This is a genomic window from Stenotrophomonas sp. SMYL89 (genome assembly GCF_036319985.1).
GTDB lineage: Bacteria > Pseudomonadota > Gammaproteobacteria > Xanthomonadales > Xanthomonadaceae > Stenotrophomonas > Stenotrophomonas maltophilia_Q.
The window spans coordinates 134704-153178 of the sequence record NZ_JAWIRW010000009.1 but is presented as its reverse complement, the minus strand read 5'-3'; the positions used below and the strand labels follow the sequence as shown (position 1 = coordinate 153178).

Below are 18475 nucleotides of genomic sequence, written 5' to 3'. Positions count from 1 at the left end.
GGGCTTGCCTGAGCGCCCCCGCACCCCCAGATCGAGACCATGACTGATATCGCCCTGACGCTTGCCCAAGACCGCCTGCTGCGCCCCGGTGGCCTGGATACCGCTGGCCTGGAGCGCACCTTCGGGCAGTTGCTCGGCCCCGGAGTCGACTTCGGCGACCTTTATTTCCAGCATGCTCGCCGCGAGAGCTGGAGCGTGGAGGATGGCATCGTCAAGGACGGTGCCCACTCCATCGAGCAAGGCGTGGGTGTCCGCGCGATTTCCGGCGAGAAGACCGGTTTCGCCTATTCCGATGACATCCATGCCGACGCGCTGCTGGCCGCGGCGCAGTCGGCGCGTGCGATCTCGCGCGAAGGTGGCGCGCAGGCCGGGCGCTCGCTGCTGCGCGGCAATGCACGCGCGCTGTACCCGGCGCTGGATCCCATCGATGGCGTCGGCAACGAGGCCAAGGTCGAGGTGCTCAAGCGCCTGGACGGCTACCTGCGTGCCGCCGACCCGCGCGTGAAGCAGGTGATGGTCAGCCTGTCCGGTGGCGTGGATACGGTGCTGATCGCCCGTAGCGACGGCGTGCTGGGCGCTGACGTGCGCCCGCTGGTGCGCCTGAACGTGCAGGTGATCGTCGAACACAACGGTCGCCGCGAGTCGGGCTATGCCGGCGGCGGTGGCCGCTATGGCTATGAGGAACTGTTCGCGGATGGCCGCCCGGAAGCGTTCGCGCGCGAGGCCCTGCGCCAGGCGCTGGTGAACCTGGACGCCGTGCCGGCACCGGCCGGCGTGATGCCTGTGGTACTGGGCCCGGGCTGGCCCGGCGTGCTGCTGCACGAGGCGGTCGGCCATGGCCTGGAAGGCGATTTCAACCGCAAGGGCACCAGCGTCTACGCTGGCCGCATTGGCGAACGCGTGGCGGCACCAGGCGTGACCATCGTCGACGATGGCACCCTCGACGGGCGTCGCGGTTCGCTCAACATCGACGACGAAGGCCACCCGAGCCAGTGCACCACGCTGATCGAGGACGGCGTCCTGGTCGGCTACATGCAGGACAGCCTCAATGCACGCCTGATGGGCATGGCACCGACCGGCAACGGGCGCCGCGAATCGTTCGCGCACCTGACCATGCCGCGCATGACCAATACCTACATGCGTGCCGGTCAGCACGATCCGCAGGAAATGATCCGTTCGGTGAAGAAAGGCCTGTATGCGGTCAACTTCGGCGGCGGCCAGGTCGACATCACCAGCGGCAAGTACGTGTTCTCGGCCACCGAGGCCTACCTGATCGAGGATGGCCGCATCACCGCGCCGGTGAAGGGCGCGACCCTGATCGGCAACGGTCCGGAGACCATGCAGAAGGTGCGCATGGTCGGCAACGACCTGGCCCTGGATGAGGGCGTGGGTATCTGTGGCAAGGACGGGCAGAGTGTGCCGGTGGGTGTCGGCCAGCCGTCGCTGTTGATCGAGGGCATCACCGTCGGCGGTACCCAGGCCTGAGCCGGGCGATGGCCAGCGCCACCGCCCGCGCCGGCGCGGACTCAGTCCTCGTCGGCTTCGTCGGTCTCGATGTGGCCGGCGTCTTCGGCGCTGGCCTTCAGGCCGAGCGCCGCCGGCAGCATCAGTGCGCGCAGCACCTGGTAGATCTCGCGGTAGGCACGCGGCGGCTTGTTCTTCGCCTTCTCGGCCTGCGCATTGCGCACCAGCGTGCGCAGCTGCTGGCGGTCGGCCTGCGGGTAGTCGTCCAGCAGGGCGGCCAGCGCCTTGTCACCTTCGGCCAGCAGGCGCTCGCGCCAGTCTTCCACGCGGTGCATCATCGCCACCTCGCGGCGGCCGGTTTCGCTGTTGGCATCCAGCGCATCGCGGATCGCATCCAGCGTGGCGTCTTCTTCGCGGCGCATGTGCTTGGCCAGGAACGCCAGCTGGCGCTTGTGGGCGATGTGGGCGGTGATGCGCTTGCACTCGGCGATGTGCGGCAGCAGGTCTTCCGGGATCGGCAGGCGCGCCAGCTGGGCCGGTGTCAGCGACACCAGTTTTTCGCCCAGGGCCAGGACGTCGAGCGCGTCGCGCCGGTTCTGGCTGCGGCTCTTGTCGTGGAATTCACCGGTTTCTTCGTCGCGTCCGCGCATCGTCCATACCTGATTTCAAAAAAAGTCGCCCGGCGTGATGCCGGGCCCAACCCGTACAGGATAAAGCATTGAACGTGATCGCCCCTGAAGCCGCTGTCGGCGACGACAGCCCGGCCCGGCTGGAACGGCTGGCCGACCTCTCCCAGCAGCTGCTTGACCGCGCCCGCGCGCTGGGCGCCAGCCAGGCCGAAGTCAGCTGCAGCGAAGACCGTGGGCTGGAGGTCAATGTCCGCCTCGGCGAGGTCGAAACCGTGCAGTCCACCCGCGACCGCGGCATCGCCGTCACCGTGTACTTCGGCCAACGCAAGGGCAGCGCCAGCACCGGCGACCTGAACGAGGCCAGCCTGGCGGCCACGGTCGAGCAGGCCTGCGCCATCGCCCGGCATACCGAGGACGACCCGGCCGCCGGCCTGGCCGAGGCGGACCTGATGGCCACCCACTTCCCGGACCTGGATGGCTGGCACCCGTGGGCGCTGCAGGCCGACGAGGCAGTGGACCTGGCCCTGGCCTGCGAAGCCGCAGGCCGTGAGGCCGATGCGCAGATCCGCAATTCCGACGGCGCCTCGGTGTCGAGCATGCAGAGCCTGTCGGTCTATGCCAATTCGCATGGCTTCATCGGCCGTGAGCGCGGCACCCACCATTCGGTCGGTTGTGCGCTGATCGCCGGGCAGGGCGATGGCATGCAGCGTGACGGCTGGTACACCAGTGCGCTGGCTCGCGAGGACCTGGAGGACGTCGGCCTGGTCGGTCGTCGTGCCGCCGAGCGCACTGTCGCCCGCCTGCAGCCGCGATCGCTGGCCACCGGCAGCATGCCGGTGCTGTTCGCCCCGGAAGTGGCGCGCAGCCTGGTCGGGCATCTGCTGTCGGCGGTGTCCGGTGGTGCCCTGTACCGCCAGGCCAGCTTCCTGCTGGACAGCGTTGGCCAGCGCCTGTTCCCGGAATGGATGCAGATCGAGGAGCTGCCGCACCTGCGCCGCGGCCTGCGCTCGGCAGCCTTCGACGGCGATGGCGTCGCCACCCGGGCCTCGGCGCTGGTCCGCGACGGCGTGCTGCAGCGCTATGTGCTGGGCAGCTACTCGGCACGCAAGCTGGGCCTGCAGACCACCGCCAACGCCGGCGGCGTGCACAACCTGCAGCTGGCGGCCAACGCCGGCTCCCTGCAGGACATCGCGCGGCAGATGGGCGACGGCCTGCTGGTGACCGAGCTGATGGGGCAGGGCGTGAACGGCGTGACCGGCGACTATTCGCGTGGCGCGGGTGGCTTCCGGGTCGAGAACGGCGAGATCCAGTACCCGGTGGACGGGATCACCATCGCCGGCAACCTGCGCGAGATGTTCAGCAGCATCGAGGCGGTCGGCAGCGACGTCGATCCCCGCTCGCACATCCGGACCGGTTCGATCCTGTTGGGGCGGATGACCATCGCAGGTAATGATTGATGCCGTCGATGGCGTAAGCTATGCGCGCCTGACGCAATCAGCTGGGTGCTGGTTGGTCAAGACCACCCAATGAAAAGGAGTTTTGTCGTGAGTGAATTCGATAACGTCCCGCCGCCGCCGGCCACCACCGACGTCCCGGCCGACCAGCGCACCATGGCCCTGGCCGCGCACCTGCTGGGCATCTTCACCGGCTTCATCGGCGCGCTGATCATCTGGCTGATCAACAAGGATGACGCGGGCAAGGCCTTCGTGACCGACCAGGCCAAGGAAGCCCTGAACTTCCAGATCACCGTGACCATCGCCATGATCATCAGCATGATCCTGATGATCGTGATCATCGGCGGCATCCTGGCGCCGATCGTCGGCATCATCAGCCTGGTGTTCAGCATCATCGCTGCGGTCAAGGCCAACAACGGCGAAGCCTACCGCTACCCGTTCGCGCTGCGCCTGATCAAGTAAGATCGTCCGCACGCGGAACTGAAAACGCCCGGCATTGCCGGGCGTTTTCGTGTGCGGGAAATGCCGGGCCGCGTGCAGCGATCAGTGATCGCGTTCCACCGCCAGCGTCGCCAGTGCGCGCAGCGCATCGGCCTCGTCGCCATACCCGGCCAGCAGGGCCTGCATGCGTGCCGCCAGTTCCTGCAGCTGCGCCTTCGCACCGTCCATGCCGAGCAGGGCGGGGAAGGTGCTCTTGTCCTGTGCCTGGTCCTTGCCGGCGGTCTTGCCCAGCTGTTCGGAACTGGCTTCGACATCGAGGATGTCATCGCGCACCTGGAAGGCCAGGCCAAGCGCATCGGCGAAGCTGTCCAGCTGGGCCAGCTGCGGTCCGTGGGCCTGGCCGCACAGCGCGCCCATGCGTACCGCCGCCCGGATCAACGCACCGGTCTTCAGGGCATGCATGCGGGTCAATGCTGCCAGTGTCTGCTGCTGGCCGGTGGCATCGATGTCCAGCGCCTGGCCGCCGCACATGCCGGAGGCACCGGACGCGTGGGCCAGGGTCTGCAGGCAGGCCACGCGCAGCGTGGCGGGCAGTGGCGCATCGGCCAGCAGGCCGAAGGCACGGGTCTGCAGTGCGTCGCCGGCCAGGATCGCGGTGGCTTCGTCGAAGGCGATGTGGGTGGTCGGCTTGCCGCGGCGCAAGGCATCGTCGTCCATTGCCGGCAGGTCGTCATGCACCAGTGAATAGGCGTGGATCAGCTCGACGGACATGGCCGCTGCGTCCAGGCTTTCAGGCTGCGCGCCGAACAGGTGCCCGCTGGCATACACCAGCAGCGGGCGCATGCGCTTGCCACCGCCCAGCACCGAATAGCGCATGGCCTGGTGCAGGCGCTGCGGTGCTTCGGCAGGCGAGGGCAGGGCAGCGTCGAGCTGGCTTTCGATACGGTCGCGCCAGCGCTCGAACAGAACCTCAGCCGTCATTGCTGGGCGGATCGAAAGGCTCGGAGGCTTCCGGCTGCGCCGGATCGCTGAGCAGGCGTACACGCAGTTCGGCCTGCTCCAGTGCCTGCTGGCACTGGCGGTACAGACCGACGCCACGTTCGTAAGCACTGAGCGACGCTTCCAGGCTCAGCTCGCCGGTTTCCATCTGCTCCACCAGCTGCTCCAGCGATTCGAGCGACTGCTCGAACTGGGCGACCGGGGAGGCGTTTTCAGGGGACTTCTTGGCCATGCGGCAAGTGTGGACGGGCCGCGCGCGGGGGTCAATTCACCAGCCGCCGGGACGCCACTGGAGCTGTGCCTCGTTGGCCTGCAACCAGGCCTGCAAGGGCGCGGCGATGACCACGTCGGCGGCGGCCAGCAACTGCGGGCCATCGAAGATCAACGGCAGCTGGGCGCGTCGCCAGGGGGCAAGATGTTCGCGTTGCAGGCAGTCCTTCAGCGCATGCGAATGCTGGCGACCCGGCAGCAGGATGCGCTCACCGCCCACGCGTGCACGGACCTGCAGTGGTTGTTCGAAAGCGCTGGCGCCAAGCAGGCTCAGCTGGCCACCGTCGGGCAATGGCAGCGGTGCTCGGCCATCCCAGGCGGCCTGCCAGTCGAGGGGCAGCGAGGGCAGCCGGGCCGGCAGCAGGTAGGCATGGTCACGCCATTGCTGGATCACGTGATCCTGCCAGCGCACACGCGCCTGGCGGTCGATGTCGGCCGGCAACAGCTCCTCCAGCGCCTGCTGCAACACCGAGGCCGGCAACGGTGCCGCATCATGGCCCAGCACCCACGCGCGCAGCACGCGTGCTGCGCGGCGCGGCGACATCTGGCGCAGCAGTTCCAGTGACAGCACGCGCGGTGCCACTTCCAGATGCGCGATCAGCTCGGCGTCTTCCTCGTCCAGCATTTCGCGGGTCTGCCGGCAATGCGTCGCGCTGCCCACCAATGCTGCAGCCGCATGCGGCCAGCGCTGGCGCAGCAACGGCAACACCTGCAGGCGCAGGAAGTTGCGATCGGCGTGGTCTTCGGCGTTGCTGGGGTCTTCGATCCATTGCAGCGCGTGCTGCTGGGCGTAGTCGAGCAGCGCGGTGCGCGGCGTCGACAGCAGTGGTCGCCACAGGTGATGTTCGCCAAGACGGCTGCGTGCGGACATCGCTGCAAGGCCATCGACGCCCGAACCGCGCAGCGCGCGCAGCAGGAAGGTCTCGGCCTGGTCGTCCTGGTGCTGCGCCAGTGCCAGCGTTTCACCTTCGCGCAGCTCGGCCGCGAAGGCGGCACGTCGTGCCTGGCGCGCCGCGCCTTCGAGGCCCAGGCCTGTGGTGTCGTCGACCTGTACGTGGTGCACGGCCAGCTCGATACCGAGGGCCGCGCACTGCTGCTGGCAATGCCGTACCCAGTCGTCGGCGGCTGGCTGCAGACCGTGGTGTACGTGCATCGCACGCAGCGGAGTGCCGGAGGCCTGGGCGCAGCGCCACAGCCAGTGCAGCAGCACGGTGGAGTCGACACCGCCGCTGTAACCCACCAGCAGCGGCGCATCCAGCGGAACGAGGGCGGGGAAGGCAGTCACGGCGGCAAGTATAGGGTGGGGTTTACTTGGCAGGGCTGCGCCCTGCACCCGCTACGAGCCAGAGCAACAGCAACAGCAACAGCAACAGCAACAGCTGGTCAGCTGAGGGATGGCGGGGTGGGTCCGGTTGCGGGAGACGCCGTAAACCCATCCTTGGGGGCTTGGCCGCGGCATCCATGCCGCGGACACTCCCGCAACCGGACCCACCCCGCCTTCGACAGTTTCCTGCGAACTGTCGGAATTGCTCTTGGGGTCAGATCCGTTTTCCGCAGGAAAACGGATCTGACCCCGGATTCAATTCGATATCTGACAGATTTCATCCACGCATGGCGTGGATCCACTGGCCACCAGCCAACTGTCGAAGGTGGGGCACTGTGGGTTTGCGGGGTGTGAGCCGCATGGATGCGGCGACCAAGCCCCCATGGATGGGTTTACGGCGTCCCCGCAAACCCACAGTGCCCCGCCATCCCACGGAATGCACGCTGTTGCTGTTGCTTCGGCCGTTGCCGTTGCGTCTGCAGGTGCAGGGCGCAGCCCTGCCGAAAACCCTACTTCACCCGACGACCCGAGCGGTCGATCCGGAACCACTCGCCGCCTTCCATCGGCGTGTGGCCATCGCCATCCGGCGTGCCGCGACGGCAGCCGTTGCAGACCTCGGCCACGCCATCGCGGAATGGCCAGGCGAAATCGAAGGTGCCCGGCACTACCTGGCGGAATGTCAGATCGAAGTAGCCCACGCGATTGCCGACGCGCCCGCGCAGCAGGCCTTCCTCCGGTGTCTCCGGGCCGTTGTCCCAGGTCAGCACCGGCAGGCTGCGGCCCTTGCGGTCGATGTAGTGGAAGCCCTGATCGGCATATACCACGGCCAGGCCGTGGTCGTCGTAGTTCAGGTCCTTCAGCGTATCGGCGCTGATCTTCGGCCGGTGATCGACCACCTCGCAGTTGGGCAGCGGCCACAACCCGTGTTCGTCGGTCAGCAGCTTGCAGGCCGGTGCCTGCGCCAGCGCGCTGGAACTGGCCAGCGCGCCGAGCAGGGCCAGCGACCGCGCGAAACGGCCGCGGGCGGGGGCAGGGCGGGCCTGCGGCACGATCACTTGGCCTCGGCCTTGCGTTCGAAGGCCGTCGGTGCCGGCAGCTGCACCGGTACGCCCTTGTCATCGCAGGTGCCGGCCTGGCACAGGCGCTCGCGCAGGGCCGGGGTGGCCTGCACGATCATGTGGTAGATCGCGTTCTGTTCCAGCGTGCCGCGGATCGCCTTGCTGCCCGGGCCACGCGCCCAGATGCCGACGTCTTCACCACCATGCGATTCGGACTTCATCGGCACCAGTGCTTCCTGCATGTAGTCCGGATGCTCGGTGTCGACCTCGCGCAGGTTCGGGCGGCCGTTGGCCGGTTCGAAGCTGCTCGGGTTGTGCGGGTAGCGCTTCGGGCCGGCCGGCTGCTGGTTGCTGCTGCCGGTATGGCCCGGGCCATTGGCGTAGCTCAACGTGGTGTAGGGCTGGCCGGTGCCGTCCAGCGCGTAGTCCAGCTTGCCGGCACCATCTTCGCCGCCCTTGTCCTTCACCTTGCCCAGGATCGGATTGCCGCGTGCCGGGTAGCCGACGAAGTTCAGCGTGTGCGAGTGGTCGGCGGTGACGATGATCAGGGTGTCGTCGGCCGAGGTCAGCTCGTTGGCCACGCGCACCGCGTCGGACAGGGCCACGGTCTCGGTCAGTGCACGGTAGGCATTGCCGCTGTGGTTGGCGTGGTCGATGCGCGCGCCTTCGATCATCAGCACGTACCCTTCCTGGTGCTTCGACAGATTCTTGATCGCTGCTGCGGTCAGTTCGGCCAGGCTCGGCTCGCCGCCAGGATCCTGCGGGCGCTCGTACTCGTAGCGCATGTGGTCCGGTTCGAACAGGCCAAGGATGGCCGGGGCATCCGCGGCGGCGGCCAGCTGCTTGCTGTTCCACACGTAGGCACCCTGCGGGTGCGCCTGCTGCCATTCCTGCACCAGGCTGCGGCCATCCAGGCGCTGGCCGACCTTGTCGTCGTATTCCGGATCGCGTTCTTCCACCGTGGTGAACTCACCACGGCCGCCGCCAAGGGCAACCAGCGGGCCACGCCCATAGCGCGAGGTCGACAGCAGCTGCTGGGCGATGTCCTTGCAGCCTGCCGCCTTGGCCGCGTCGGTCAGGTCGGTGTCGTTTTCCCAGTTTCGCTCGGGCGAGTGCGCATAGGTGGCGGCCGGGGTGGCATGGGTCAGGCGCGCGGTGGATACCACGCCGGTAGCCAGGCCGGCGCTGTCGGCCAACTGCAGCCACGTCAGCAGGCCCTTGGACAGGCTGTCGGCACAGTCGGTGCGGCTGCCGGCACTGACGCCGATCGCACCCATGTGGGTCTTCACGCCGGTGGTGATGGCGGTCATGGTGCCGGCCGAATCGGGGGTCTGCGAATCGGTGTTGTAGGTCTTGCTGAACGCCGTGGCCGGGAAGCGCTCCCAGGACAGCAGGTTCTCTTCGCCGGAGCCGCCCTTCTGCTGGCCTTCGTAGATGCGCGAGGCGGCCACGGTGGTCAGGCTCATGCCGTCACCGAGGAACAGGATGACGTTCCTGGCCTTGCCGGACATCGCGCCGTTGGCGGCGGCCTGGGCGGCGCCGCTGCGGTACCACCACTGCGGTGTCTCGCCGGCCGGGTGGGCGACGGGATCGACGGCGACCTTCAGGCCGGCCGGAGCGGACGCGGGTGCGGTGCTGGCGCAGGCGCCCAGCAGCAGGGTGGTGGCGCAGGCGGCCAACAGGGAGACGGAACGGCGCATGGACGCTGGGATCTCACAAACTGTAACGGGACGTTCATTATGCCCGCCCTCGCAAGGCACGCCGATGACACACTGATTTGCCGGCCGGGCGGTCGTTCCCCAGCCGTTGTTGGGCTATCGTGCCAGCATCCCTTCCTTCCCTCTGGATTGCCTATGAAGCTGGTCTCTGCCTGGCTGCGGATTCCATTCTGGCAGCGCGTGGTCGGTGGCTTCGTGCTCGGCGCGCTGGCCGGCTGGGCGCTCGGCCCGGCCGCGGAAACGTGGTTCGGCCCGCTCGGCGAGCTGTACGTCACCCTGATCAAGATGATCGCGGTGCCGCTGGTGTTCTTCGCGGTCATCAATGCGATCTCGTCGCTGCACGGCCAGAAGTCGATCGCCGCGCTCAGTGGCCGCACCTTCCTGTGGTTCGTGATCACCGCCGCGCTGGCGGTGTGCGTTGGCCTGGCCGTAGGCACGGTGCTGCAGCCCGGCGCGGGTGGCCTGCAGTTGGCGATGGCCAGCAACTATGTGCCGCGCGAAGTGCCCAGCGTGGTACAGGTATTGCTGGACGTGGTGCCGGCCAATGTCTTCTATGCGCTGTCCGGCATCGGCACCAAGGTCAATGCCGCGGGTGAAACCGTGCTGGCCGCCGGCCGTGGCTCGATCCTGCCGGTGATCTTCTTTGCTGGCCTGGTCGGTTTCGCCATCGTCAAGCTGGGCGAGAAGGTGACCGAGGCGCGCAAGCTGGTCGGCCAGATGAGCGACATCATGATCCAGGTGACCCGCTTCGTGCTGGAAGTCACCCCGATCGGTACCTTCGGGCTGATCGCCGGTCTGGTCGGCAGCTACGGGTTCGAGAAGCTGCTGCCGCTGGGTCATTTCGTGCTGGCCCTGTACGTGGCCTGTGCCCTGCACATCGTGGTGGTCTACAGCGCACTGCTGCTGGCGCATGGTCTGAATCCGCTGAAGTTCTTTCGCGGCGCGGCGCCGGGCATGCAGGTGGCCTTCGTCAGCTCGTCCAGCTTCGCCGCGATGCCGGTGGCGCTGCGTTCGATCACCCACAACCTGGGCGTTAACAAGGACTACGGTTCGTTCGCGGTGCCGCTGGGCGCCAGCATCAAGATGGACGGCTGTGGTGCGATCTATCCGGCGCTGTGCGCGGTGTTCATCGCGCAGTACAGCGGTGTGCCGCTGACCCCGGAACAGTACGTGGTGGTGCTGATCGCCTCGGTGCTGGGCAGCTTCGGTACGGCCGGCGTGCCAGGTACCGCGGTGATCATGGCTACGGTGGTGCTGAGCGCGGCCAACCTGCCGCTGGAGACGATCGGCTACCTGTATGCCATCGACCGCATCCTGGACATGATGCGCACGATGACGAACGTGACGGGCCAGATGCTGGTGCCGGTGATCGTGGCCAAGGAGACCGGGCTGCTCGACCAGGCGGTGTATGACAACCCGTCCAGCAACGTGGGCGTGGATGATCCCGACCCGACACCGCCACGCGGCTGAGGTTGCGTGGTGGTGATGGAAGGCCCGCCCTGACCGGCGGGCCTTTTGTTTTGTTCCGGTAGATCCACGCCACGCGAGGATGGTGGCGGTGCCGACCAAGGTCGGCACCCACCAGGGCATATGTCGCTGTGCCGACCAAGGTCGGCACCTACCGGGGGCGCAAACAAAAAAGCCGCTGCAGGGCAGCGGCTTCTCGCATCAGGCGGCTCGGTGGCGCCAACCGGTCAGAGGTCGACCCGGCGGGCCTGCATGAACTTGTTGCCCCAGTAGCCACTGAGCAGGGTGTCCACGCGGACGTCCTTGCCGGAGCTCGGTGCGTGCAGGAAGCGGCCATCGCCCACATAGATGCCCACGTGGTCGACGCGGCCCTTGCGGCCGAAGAACACCAGGTCACCAGCGGCCAGCGCGGTGCGGTCGTTGATCAGTTCGGCGTTGTCGTCGTGCGCCATTTCGCGCGAGACGCGCGGCAGCTCGATACCCAGGGCCGAGCGGAACACGTAACCGACCAGGCCACTGCAGTCGAAGCCGCTGTCCGGGTTGCTGCCACCCCAACGGTACGGGGTGCCCAGCAGCGTCATTGCACGGCGCAGCAGCGACTGCACCTTGCCGTTGTCGGCCGCGGTGCCGACAACGCTGCCATTGGCAGCGCTGCTGGTGTCGTAGTTGGCGAGGAGGCGGCTGAGGTCACCGGCCACCACGGCCGAGCGGTCCATCAGCGGAATGGTGTCGTTGGCGGCCAGGTGCGGCAGCAGGGCGGCCAGGGTAGCGCTGGCGGCGGCGTCGACGCGGCTGCGCTGCGGAGCGGCAGCCTCGGCCTTGGCGGCCGGTCGGGCGGTACTCTCGGCCACCGGGGCCGGGGTTGCATCGGAACGGTTCGGAGCAGTCTGCGACCAGGCCGGGAGGCTGGTCAGACACAGTGCCAGGCCAAGCAACAACGGGCGGGCACTGCGTGAAGATACGGAAGTCTGGCCTTCGCTTTTCAGGTCGTCAGTCGTCACGCGTCGGTCACAGGAAAAAAACGATGGGGCATCATGCCCTGTAAAAGCGCGGATAAGTTAAAAATTCCGTTAGTAATCCGTTAGTTTCAAGGTGATGTGCGTCACAGTTTTGAACATATCGCCTGTTCATCTTAGCGAAGGACACGTTTCGCGCCTGTGTAGTGGTCCTTCCAGTAGGGACCGCTGAGCGAGTCCAGCCGCACGGTGCCACCGGTACTCGGCGCGTGCACGAAACGCCCTTCACCTACATAAATGCCAACGTGGGTGACGCTGCCGCGGCTGCCGAAGAACACCAGATCGCCGGTGGCCAGGCGCTGCGGATCGATCTTCGGGCCCTGTACCGCCGCGAGATCGCGCGAAGTACGTGGCAGCTTCAGGTCCAGCATCTCGCGGTAGACATAGGCGACCAGGCCGCTGCAGTCGAAGCCCGAATCGGGGGTGTTGCCGCCATAGCGGTAGGGGGTGCCGACCAGGCTGATGGCGCGCATCAGCACCGAGTTGGCCGCCTCCGGGTTGTCCGGCACGGTCTTCGGCCAGTTCGCCGTAGGCGGGGGAGGTGCAGGTCGGGTGGCCTTGCCACCGCCGCAGGCGGTCATCAGCAGGGGCAGGGCCAGCAGCAGGGCCGGGGCGAGAAGCCGGCGGAGGCCGGACGAAACTGGCGTGATGTGCATGATCTCCGGATAATGCGCCACCTTGGATTGGCCGTCATGATGGCGGCGTCCCCGCCGGGCGACAACCCGCCCCAACCCGCCTGCCTCCGGCAGATCCAGACAGAGTTGCGCATGAAGATCGAAAAAGACCGCGTTGTCCGCTTCCACTACACCGTTTCCGAAGTCGGCCAGGAGCCGATCGAATCGTCCAAGGACCGCGGCGAGCCGCTGGCGATCCTGATCGGCCACGGCAACATCATCCCGGGCCTGGAAAACGCCATGATGGACAAGGAAGCCGGCGCGACCTTCAGCGTCGATGTCAATGCTGCCGACGCCTACGGCGAGCGCCGTGAGGGCCTGTCCCAGCGCGTGCCGAAGAAGCACTTCGGCAACACCAGGCTGGCTCCGGGCCAGCAGGTCGTGCTGCAGACCAACTTCGGCCCGCGTGCGGTGACCGTGCAGAAGGTCGGCATGAGCGTCGTCGACGTTGACCTGAACCACCCGATGGCTGGCAAGGACCTGCACTTCGACGTGGAAATCGTCGATGTGCGCGAAGCCGGCCAGGAAGAGATCGATCACGGCCACGTCCACGGCGACGGTGGTCACCACCACTGATCGCAGCGCGATCGTGATGTCAGCAACGGCCCGCTTCGGCGGGCCGTTGCGTTTCTGGAACACGGCGCGCCCATCCACGGCGTGCGGGCCGACGGCATAATGACGGACCTGCCCGACGGATGCCCCGTGAACGCCGCTTCTCCTTCCCTGCAGCCGATGGCCTCCGGCGAACGCATCGCCGTGCTGGACGTGCTGCGCGGTGCCGCGCTGCTGGGCATCCTGCTGATGAACATCGAGGCCTTCAGCGGGCCGCTGGACCTGGCGTTCACCGGCATCGACGTGCACTGGCATGGCATTGACTACTGGGCCGATGCCTTTGTCTATGTGTTCGTGCAGGGCAAGTTCTTCACGCTGTTCTCGCTGTTGTTCGGCGCCGGCTTTGCGGTGATGGCGCAACGCGCCGAGCTGGCTGCGCGTGATTTCACCCCGTTCTACCTGCGTCGCAGTGCCGGTCTGCTGCTGATCGGCCTGTGCCATGCAGTGCTGGTCTGGTCGGGCGACATCCTGGTGCTGTACGCGCTGATCTCGCTGCCGCTGCTGGCCTGCCGGGAGGCGCCGCGCAGCTGGCTGCCGTGGATGGGCGCGACGGTCTACCTCGGCGGCGTGGCGATGATGCTGCTGGTCGGCGCGATGGTGTCGATGGCCTCTGCGGACGAGGTGCGGGAAATGCTCACCGAGGCGCAGCAGGGCATCGATCTGCAGCGCCAGGTGTACGGGCACGGCAGCTGGATGCAGGCCACCGTCCAGCGGGTGAATGAGTTCGGCGCGTCGATGGGGGCGCTGCTGATCACCGGTCCGGAGGTGCTTGGCATGTTCCTGATCGGCAGCTGGTTTGCCGGCAGCGGCGCGTTGGCCACACCGGAGCGCTTCCCGCGGTTGTACGCGGTGTTGCGTTGGGTGGCGCTGCCCCTCGGCCTGCTGGTCACGCTGCTGGGTGTTGCCTGGAAACCGTATCTGGCGCCGGGCGCCTACGATCTGCCGGTGACGGCGGCGATGGCGCTGGTGACGATCGGCGGCCTGCCGATGTGCCTGGGCTACCTGGCCTGGATCGTGCACTGGCGCGCGCGGCTGGGCTGGCTGGCGCCGGTCGGGCGCATGGCGTTGACCCATTACCTCGGCCAGTCCCTGCTGTGCACCTGGTTGTTCTATCACTACGGCCTGGGCGCGTTCGAAATGATGCCACGCAGCGTGCAGCTGCTGTTCGCGCTGCTGCTGTTCACCGTGCAGCTGGGCATCTCGCACGCTTGGCTGCGCCACTTCCGCTTTGGGCCGATGGAATGGCTGTGGCGCGCGATGACCTACCGGCAGTGGCCGCCGATGCGGCGCGGAGCCGGGCAGGGCTGATCGATGCTGGGCGCGCGCGAGGATGTGATCGTGGTGGGCGCCGGTGCCATCGGTCTGGCCGCCGCGCTCGCACTGCGTGCGCAGGGGCGGCAGGTGCGTGTGATCGATCGTGGCCGCATTGGTGCGGCAACCTCGCACGGCAACTGCGGCACCGTTACTCCCAGCCATGCACCTCCACTGGCTGCGCCTGGCGTGCCACTGCGCGCATTGCGCTGGATGCTCGATCCGCGTGCGCCGCTGTATGTGCGCACCCGCCTGGATCCGGTGCTGTGGCGCTGGTTGCTGCAGTTCGGTGCACGCTGCAACACGCGTGACTGGCTGCAATCCACGCGGGCACGGGGTGCATTGCTGAACGACTCGCGGCTGCGCCTGGCCGATTGGGTGCAGGCGCATGCACTGGAGTGCGAGTTCGATACGCGCGGGCTGGACTATGTGTTCGGCGATGCGCGCAACTTCGACCACTACGCGGCCGAGTGCGAAGCACTGAACAGGCAGGGTATCGCCACGGCCTGCATCGACGGGGCCGGCTACGCACGTGCCAATCCGGCCTTCCACGACCGCCTGGCCGGCGCGATCCACTTTCCCGGTGATGCGCAGCTGCGGCCGGACCGCTACACCGCGGAGCTGGCACGTGTACTGCGCGCGCAGGGCGTGGTGATCGACGAGCAGAAGGACGTGCAGGGCTTCAGCGACGATGCACACGGGGTACGCGTGCAGGTCGGTGGGCAGGCCCTGCGGGCACGTGAGCTGGTGCTGGCCACCGGCCCGTGGTCGCGCGACTGGGCACGGCAACTGGATCTGCGCGTGCCGATCCAGCCCGGCAAAGGCTACTCGCTGACCTGGTCGCGACCGGCGCAGGTGCCACAGCGTCCGGTGGTGCTGAAAGACCATTCCGTGTTCGTGATCGCCTGGCGCGAAGCGCTGCGGCTGGGCGGCACCATGGAATTCGCCGGTGCCGATCCGCAGCTGCGCACGGCCCGCCTGCAGGCTTTGCAGCAGGCCGCCGACCACTACCTGCGCGCGCCACGCGGTGCGCAGCTGCAGGAGCAGTGGTGCGGGTGGCGCCCCATGAGCGTGGACGACGTGCCGTTGATCGGCCGCGCACCCGCGCATCCTCACGTCTGGCTTGCGGCGGGGCATGGCATGCTCGGCATCAGCATGAGCGCCGGCACCGGCCAGCTGATTGCCGATCTCGTCTGCGGCCGCACACCAGCGATCGATCCTGCCCCTTACCGACCCGAGCGATTCCGATGAGCACTGCACCCTATGATTACGACCTGATCGTCCTTGGCGGTGGCTCCGCCGGCCTGGCCGGTGCGATCCGCGCGGCGCAGCATGGCAAGCGCGTGGCGATGCTGGAGCCCGGCGAGCTGGGCGGTACCTGTGTCAACGTTGGCTGCGTGCCGAAGAAGGCGATGTGGCTGGCGGCCGACCTGCACGAGCGCATCGGCCTGGCCAATGCGATGGGCTTCGATGTCGAGGCACGCCCGTCGTTGTCGTGGAAGGAGCTGGTGATCCATCGCCAGGCCTACATCAGCAACATCCACACCAGCTACCACATGCGCCTGGATGAAACCGGCGTGGTGCGCATTCCGGCGCGCGGCCATCTGCTCGATGCGCATACCGTCGCCTGCAGCGATGGCGTGCGTTACAGCGCCGAACACATCCTGATCGCCACCGGCGCGCACCCGCTGCGCCCGGATGTTCCCGGTGCCGAACTGGGCCTGGTTTCCGATGACTTCTTCGATCTGCGCGCGGCACCGGCCGAGGTCGCGATCATCGGCGGTGGCTACATTGCAGTGGAACTGGCCGGCCTGCTGCAGGCGCTGGGCAGCAGGGTGAGCCTGCTGGTGCGCGGAAAGCGCTTGCTGGAACGCTTCGATTACGAGCTGACCGACCAGCTGGCCGAGAACCTGAAACAGCAGGGCGTGCGCATCCATTTCGACTACCGCCTGCGCGAACTGCAGCGCGAGGGCGAACGCGTGCGTGCGTTCGGCCATGACGGCCCGCTCGACACCGTGTTTGATGCAGTGTTCTTCGCCACCGGCCGGCGCGGCAACAGTCGTGACCTGGGCCTGGAAGCGCTGGGCATCGGCATCGGCGAGCACCAGCAGGTGGAGGTGGACGAATGGCAGACCACCAGCGTGCCGAGCGTGCATGCGGTCGGCGACATCGCCGGCAAAGTCGGCCTGACCCCGGTGGCGGTGGCCGCATCGCGGCGCCTGATGGACCGCCTGTTCGGCGGCCGCCCGCAGTCGAAGATGGATTATGAGAACGTGGCCAGCGTGGTGTTCTCGCACCCGCCACTGGGCGCGGTGGGCATGAGCGAGGAAGAAGCACGCGCCCGTTTCGACCAGGTGAGCGTGTACCACAGCCGCTTCCGCCCGATGCTGCAGGCGCTTGCCAACGGTACCCAGCGCAGCCTGTTCAAGATGGTCTGCGTGGGCCCGGAAGAGCGGGTGGTAGGCATCCATCTGCTGGGTGAAGCGGCCGACGAGATCCTGCAGGGCTTCGCGGTGGCGGTGAAGATGGGCGCGACCAAGGCCCAGTTCGACGATACCGTGGCGATCCACCCGACCTCGGCCGAGGAAGTGGTGCTGATGCGCTGAGCCCGCAGTTGTAGAGCCGAGCCTATGCTCGGCTGCATTCCGTGCAGACATGGTGCAGCCGAGCGCAGGCTCGGCTCTACAGGGCACCGGGCGCCTCCATGCGACAATGACGGCCCCCACGCCTTTCCGGGCCGCCCTATGCGGCCCGCCGTCGTCCTGATGTCCAGCCCCACTTCCCGTATCGCAACCGCTTCCCCCCGCATCGCGCTGAGTGGAATCGGCCTGGCCGCGATCGGTGCCATCACCGCCTCCGGCAAGGCGATCATCGTCAAGCTCGGCCTGCGTCATGGCGTCGATGCCACCACGCTGCTCGCGCTGCGCATGCTGATGGCGCTGCCGCTGTTCGTACTGATGGCACTGTGGGCCGCGCGCCGGGCCACGCCGCTGTCCTGGGCCGACCGCGCCCGCGTGCTGTGGCTGGGCTTCACCGGCTACTACCTGTCCAGCCTTCTCGATTTCCAGGGCTTGCAGTACATCAGCGTGACCCTTGAACGGCTGATCCTTTACTTGAACCCTACCCTGGTGCTGCTGATCAATGTGCTGCTGGCGCGCCAGCGGCCCGGACGCTGGCAGATCGGTGCGTTGGTGCTGAGCTATCTGGGCGTGCTGCTGGCCTTCGGGCATGACCTGCAGCGCGAGGGCGGGCAGATCATCGTCGGCAGCCTGCTGGTGCTGGGCAGTGCGCTCAGCTACGCGCTGTACCTGTTCGGCAGTGGGCAGGTGGTCGCGCGCATCGGTGCGGTACGCCTGACCGCCTACGCCAGCTGCGTGGCCAGCGTGCTGGTGCTGCTGCACTTCGCGGTGACCCATCCACTGCCGCTGCTGTGGCAGGCGCCGGCGCCAGTGCAGTGGCTGTCGCTGGTCAATGCCACCGTGTGCACGGTGCTGCCGGTACTGGCGATCATGCTGGCGGTGCAGCGCGTGGGTTCGTCGCTGGCCGCGCAGGTCGGTATGCTGGGCCCTGTTTCCACCATCGTGATGAGCCTATGGCTGCTCGACGAACCGATGGGGCCGGCGCAGATCGCCGGCACCGTGCTGGTGCTGATCGGCGTACTGCTGGTGACCCGCCTGCGGCGCTGACGCCGGAGCAGGCGCGTGCGCGCATCCTGGCGGTGATCCGCGCGATCCCGGCGGGGCAGGTGATGGGCTATGGCCAGGTGGCGATGCGTGCCGGCCTGCCGGGGCGTGCGCGCTTGACCGCACGCATCCTCGGCCAGAACGACGATCCCGACCTGCCCTGGCATCGCGTGCTGCGTTCGGATGGGCGAATTGCCATGGAAGAAGGGTCGGCCGGCTGGCGCGAGCAGTCACAGCGGCTGCGCGCCGAGGGCGTGGTGGTGGAGAACGGCCGGGTGCGGATGCCGGCCACCGATCCAGCCGCGGCGCTGGATGCTGCCGTGTGGGGCCCGGGCTGAGCACCGCTGGCGACTGA

18 protein-coding genes are annotated in these 18475 nt (G+C 67.7%); 10 read left to right on the top strand and 8 right to left on the bottom strand.

Translation table 11 applies throughout. The annotated features are described in order from the left end of the window. Nucleotides 1-39: 39 nt before the first annotated feature. Nucleotides 40-1485 carry a metalloprotease TldD gene (tldD, locus tag V3B41_RS13375; RefSeq protein ID WP_295548201.1) on the top strand — a complete coding sequence of 482 codons (1446 nt, stop codon included), beginning with the start codon at nucleotides 40-42 and terminating at the stop codon, nucleotides 1483-1485. Nucleotides 1486-1526: 41 nt separating this feature from the next. Here tldD and yjgA read toward each other — a convergent pair whose 3' ends face one another. After that, entirely contained in the window at nucleotides 1527-2114 is a 588-nt protein-coding gene (yjgA, locus tag V3B41_RS13370; RefSeq protein ID WP_049428313.1) for a ribosome biogenesis factor YjgA, read from the bottom strand. A 68-nt stretch (nucleotides 2115-2182) separates the two neighbouring features. Between yjgA and pmbA the strand changes: the two genes are divergently transcribed. Further along, nucleotides 2183-3550 (top strand): metalloprotease PmbA, encoded by a 1368-nt coding sequence (gene pmbA, locus V3B41_RS13365; protein WP_049428314.1) that lies wholly within the window; start codon nucleotides 2183-2185, stop codon nucleotides 3548-3550. 87 nt (nucleotides 3551-3637) lie between these two features. Continuing rightward, entirely contained in the window at nucleotides 3638-4009 is a 372-nt protein-coding gene (locus V3B41_RS13360; RefSeq protein WP_049428316.1) for a DUF4870 domain-containing protein, read from the top strand. A gap of 81 nt (nucleotides 4010-4090) precedes the next feature. Here V3B41_RS13360 and V3B41_RS13355 read toward each other — a convergent pair whose 3' ends face one another. The 5 genes from V3B41_RS13355 to V3B41_RS13335 form a co-directional block, all read right to left on the bottom strand. Further along, on the bottom strand, nucleotides 4091-4969 hold the full coding sequence (locus V3B41_RS13355; protein WP_049428319.1) for a farnesyl diphosphate synthase: 879 nt from the start codon (nucleotides 4967-4969) through the stop codon (nucleotides 4091-4093). Further along, nucleotides 4959-5219 carry an exodeoxyribonuclease VII small subunit gene (locus V3B41_RS13350; protein ID WP_197633651.1) on the bottom strand — a complete coding sequence of 87 codons (261 nt, stop codon included), beginning with the start codon at nucleotides 5217-5219 and terminating at the stop codon, nucleotides 4959-4961. Before V3B41_RS13350 ends, V3B41_RS13355 begins: the two co-directional genes overlap by 11 nt. A 36-nt stretch (nucleotides 5220-5255) precedes the next feature. Continuing rightward, a complete protein-coding gene (tilS, locus tag V3B41_RS13345) occupies nucleotides 5256-6542 on the bottom strand; it encodes a tRNA lysidine(34) synthetase TilS (RefSeq protein WP_329861365.1) in 1287 nt (428 codons plus the stop codon). Nucleotides 6543-7090: 548 nt separating this feature from the next. After that, complete coding sequence (locus V3B41_RS13340; protein WP_197633351.1) at nucleotides 7091-7636, bottom strand: WG repeat-containing protein; 546 nt, start codon at nucleotides 7634-7636, stop codon at nucleotides 7091-7093. Further along, complete coding sequence (locus V3B41_RS13335) at nucleotides 7633-9339, bottom strand: alkaline phosphatase (protein ID WP_329861363.1); 1707 nt, start codon at nucleotides 9337-9339, stop codon at nucleotides 7633-7635. Before V3B41_RS13335 ends, V3B41_RS13340 begins: the two co-directional genes overlap by 4 nt. Before the next feature lie 153 nt (nucleotides 9340-9492). On the opposite strand from V3B41_RS13335, the gene V3B41_RS13330 reads away from it, so the two are divergent. Then, nucleotides 9493-10827 carry a dicarboxylate/amino acid:cation symporter gene (locus tag V3B41_RS13330; protein ID WP_049430111.1) on the top strand — a complete coding sequence of 445 codons (1335 nt, stop codon included), beginning with the start codon at nucleotides 9493-9495 and terminating at the stop codon, nucleotides 10825-10827. Between the two features lie 224 nt (nucleotides 10828-11051). Here the strand turns inward: V3B41_RS13330 and V3B41_RS13325 are convergent, their stop codons facing one another. Both V3B41_RS13325 and V3B41_RS13320 read right to left on the bottom strand, forming a co-directional pair. Then, nucleotides 11052-11825 carry a C40 family peptidase gene (locus V3B41_RS13325; protein WP_053091939.1) on the bottom strand — a complete coding sequence of 258 codons (774 nt, stop codon included), beginning with the start codon at nucleotides 11823-11825 and terminating at the stop codon, nucleotides 11052-11054. 131 nt (nucleotides 11826-11956) lie between these two features. Next, entirely contained in the window at nucleotides 11957-12496 is a 540-nt protein-coding gene (locus V3B41_RS13320) for a C40 family peptidase (RefSeq protein WP_049430125.1), read from the bottom strand. Nucleotides 12497-12607: 111 nt separating this feature from the next. Between V3B41_RS13320 and V3B41_RS13315 the strand changes: the two genes are divergently transcribed. The 6 genes from V3B41_RS13315 (at nucleotide 12608) to V3B41_RS13290 (ending at nucleotide 18458) form a co-directional block, all read left to right on the top strand. Continuing rightward, nucleotides 12608-13090 (top strand): peptidylprolyl isomerase, encoded by a 483-nt coding sequence (locus tag V3B41_RS13315; protein ID WP_049430126.1) that lies wholly within the window; start codon nucleotides 12608-12610, stop codon nucleotides 13088-13090. Between the two features lie 99 nt (nucleotides 13091-13189). Beyond that, the gene (locus V3B41_RS13310; RefSeq protein ID WP_049430113.1) at nucleotides 13190-14434 is read left to right on the top strand and encodes a DUF418 domain-containing protein; all 1245 of its coding nucleotides are present in this window, start codon (nucleotides 13190-13192) and stop codon (nucleotides 14432-14434) included. Nucleotides 14435-14437: 3 nt separating this feature from the next. Further along, nucleotides 14438-15688 (top strand): FAD-dependent oxidoreductase, encoded by a 1251-nt coding sequence (locus V3B41_RS13305; RefSeq protein WP_049430115.1) that lies wholly within the window; start codon nucleotides 14438-14440, stop codon nucleotides 15686-15688. Beyond that, complete coding sequence (gene gorA / locus V3B41_RS13300) at nucleotides 15685-17043, top strand: glutathione-disulfide reductase (protein WP_329861359.1); 1359 nt, start codon at nucleotides 15685-15687, stop codon at nucleotides 17041-17043. The genes V3B41_RS13305 and gorA overlap by 4 nt, the downstream gene beginning before the upstream one ends. A gap of 159 nt (nucleotides 17044-17202) precedes the next feature. After that, a complete protein-coding gene (locus V3B41_RS13295; RefSeq protein WP_049430127.1) occupies nucleotides 17203-18123 on the top strand; it encodes a DMT family transporter in 921 nt (306 codons plus the stop codon). Continuing rightward, nucleotides 18120-18458, top strand: a complete 339-nt coding sequence (locus V3B41_RS13290) for an MGMT family protein (RefSeq protein WP_224329410.1) — start codon at nucleotides 18120-18122, stop codon at nucleotides 18456-18458. Before V3B41_RS13295 ends, V3B41_RS13290 begins: the two co-directional genes overlap by 4 nt. Nucleotides 18459-18475 lie beyond the last annotated feature (17 nt).

Excerpts from the sequence above, each read along its gene's own strand:
- V3B41_RS13335 (WP_329861363.1), bottom strand. The coding sequence starts at position 9,339 with ATGCGCCGTTCCGTCTCCCTGTTGGCCGCCTGCGCCACCACCCTGCTG.
- gorA (WP_329861359.1), top strand. The coding sequence starts at position 15,685 with ATGAGCACTGCACCCTATGATTACGACCTGATCGTCCTTGGCGGTGGC.
- V3B41_RS13315 (WP_049430126.1), top strand. The coding sequence starts at position 12,608 with ATGAAGATCGAAAAAGACCGCGTTGTCCGCTTCCACTACACCGTTTCC.
- V3B41_RS13350 (WP_197633651.1), bottom strand. The coding sequence starts at position 5,219 with ATGGCCAAGAAGTCCCCTGAAAACGCCTCCCCGGTCGCCCAGTTCGAG.
- V3B41_RS13355 (WP_049428319.1), bottom strand. The coding sequence starts at position 4,969 with ATGACGGCTGAGGTTCTGTTCGAGCGCTGGCGCGACCGTATCGAAAGC.
- V3B41_RS13305 (WP_049430115.1), top strand. The coding sequence starts at position 14,438 with ATGCTGGGCGCGCGCGAGGATGTGATCGTGGTGGGCGCCGGTGCCATC.
- V3B41_RS13295 (WP_049430127.1), top strand. The coding sequence starts at position 17,203 with ATGTCCAGCCCCACTTCCCGTATCGCAACCGCTTCCCCCCGCATCGCG.
- tldD (WP_295548201.1), top strand. The coding sequence starts at position 40 with ATGACTGATATCGCCCTGACGCTTGCCCAAGACCGCCTGCTGCGCCCC.
- yjgA (WP_049428313.1), bottom strand. The coding sequence starts at position 2,114 with ATGCGCGGACGCGACGAAGAAACCGGTGAATTCCACGACAAGAGCCGC.
- V3B41_RS13320 (WP_049430125.1), bottom strand. The coding sequence starts at position 12,496 with ATGCACATCACGCCAGTTTCGTCCGGCCTCCGCCGGCTTCTCGCCCCG.
- V3B41_RS13330 (WP_049430111.1), top strand. The coding sequence starts at position 9,493 with ATGAAGCTGGTCTCTGCCTGGCTGCGGATTCCATTCTGGCAGCGCGTG.
- V3B41_RS13310 (WP_049430113.1), top strand. The coding sequence starts at position 13,190 with ATGACGGACCTGCCCGACGGATGCCCCGTGAACGCCGCTTCTCCTTCC.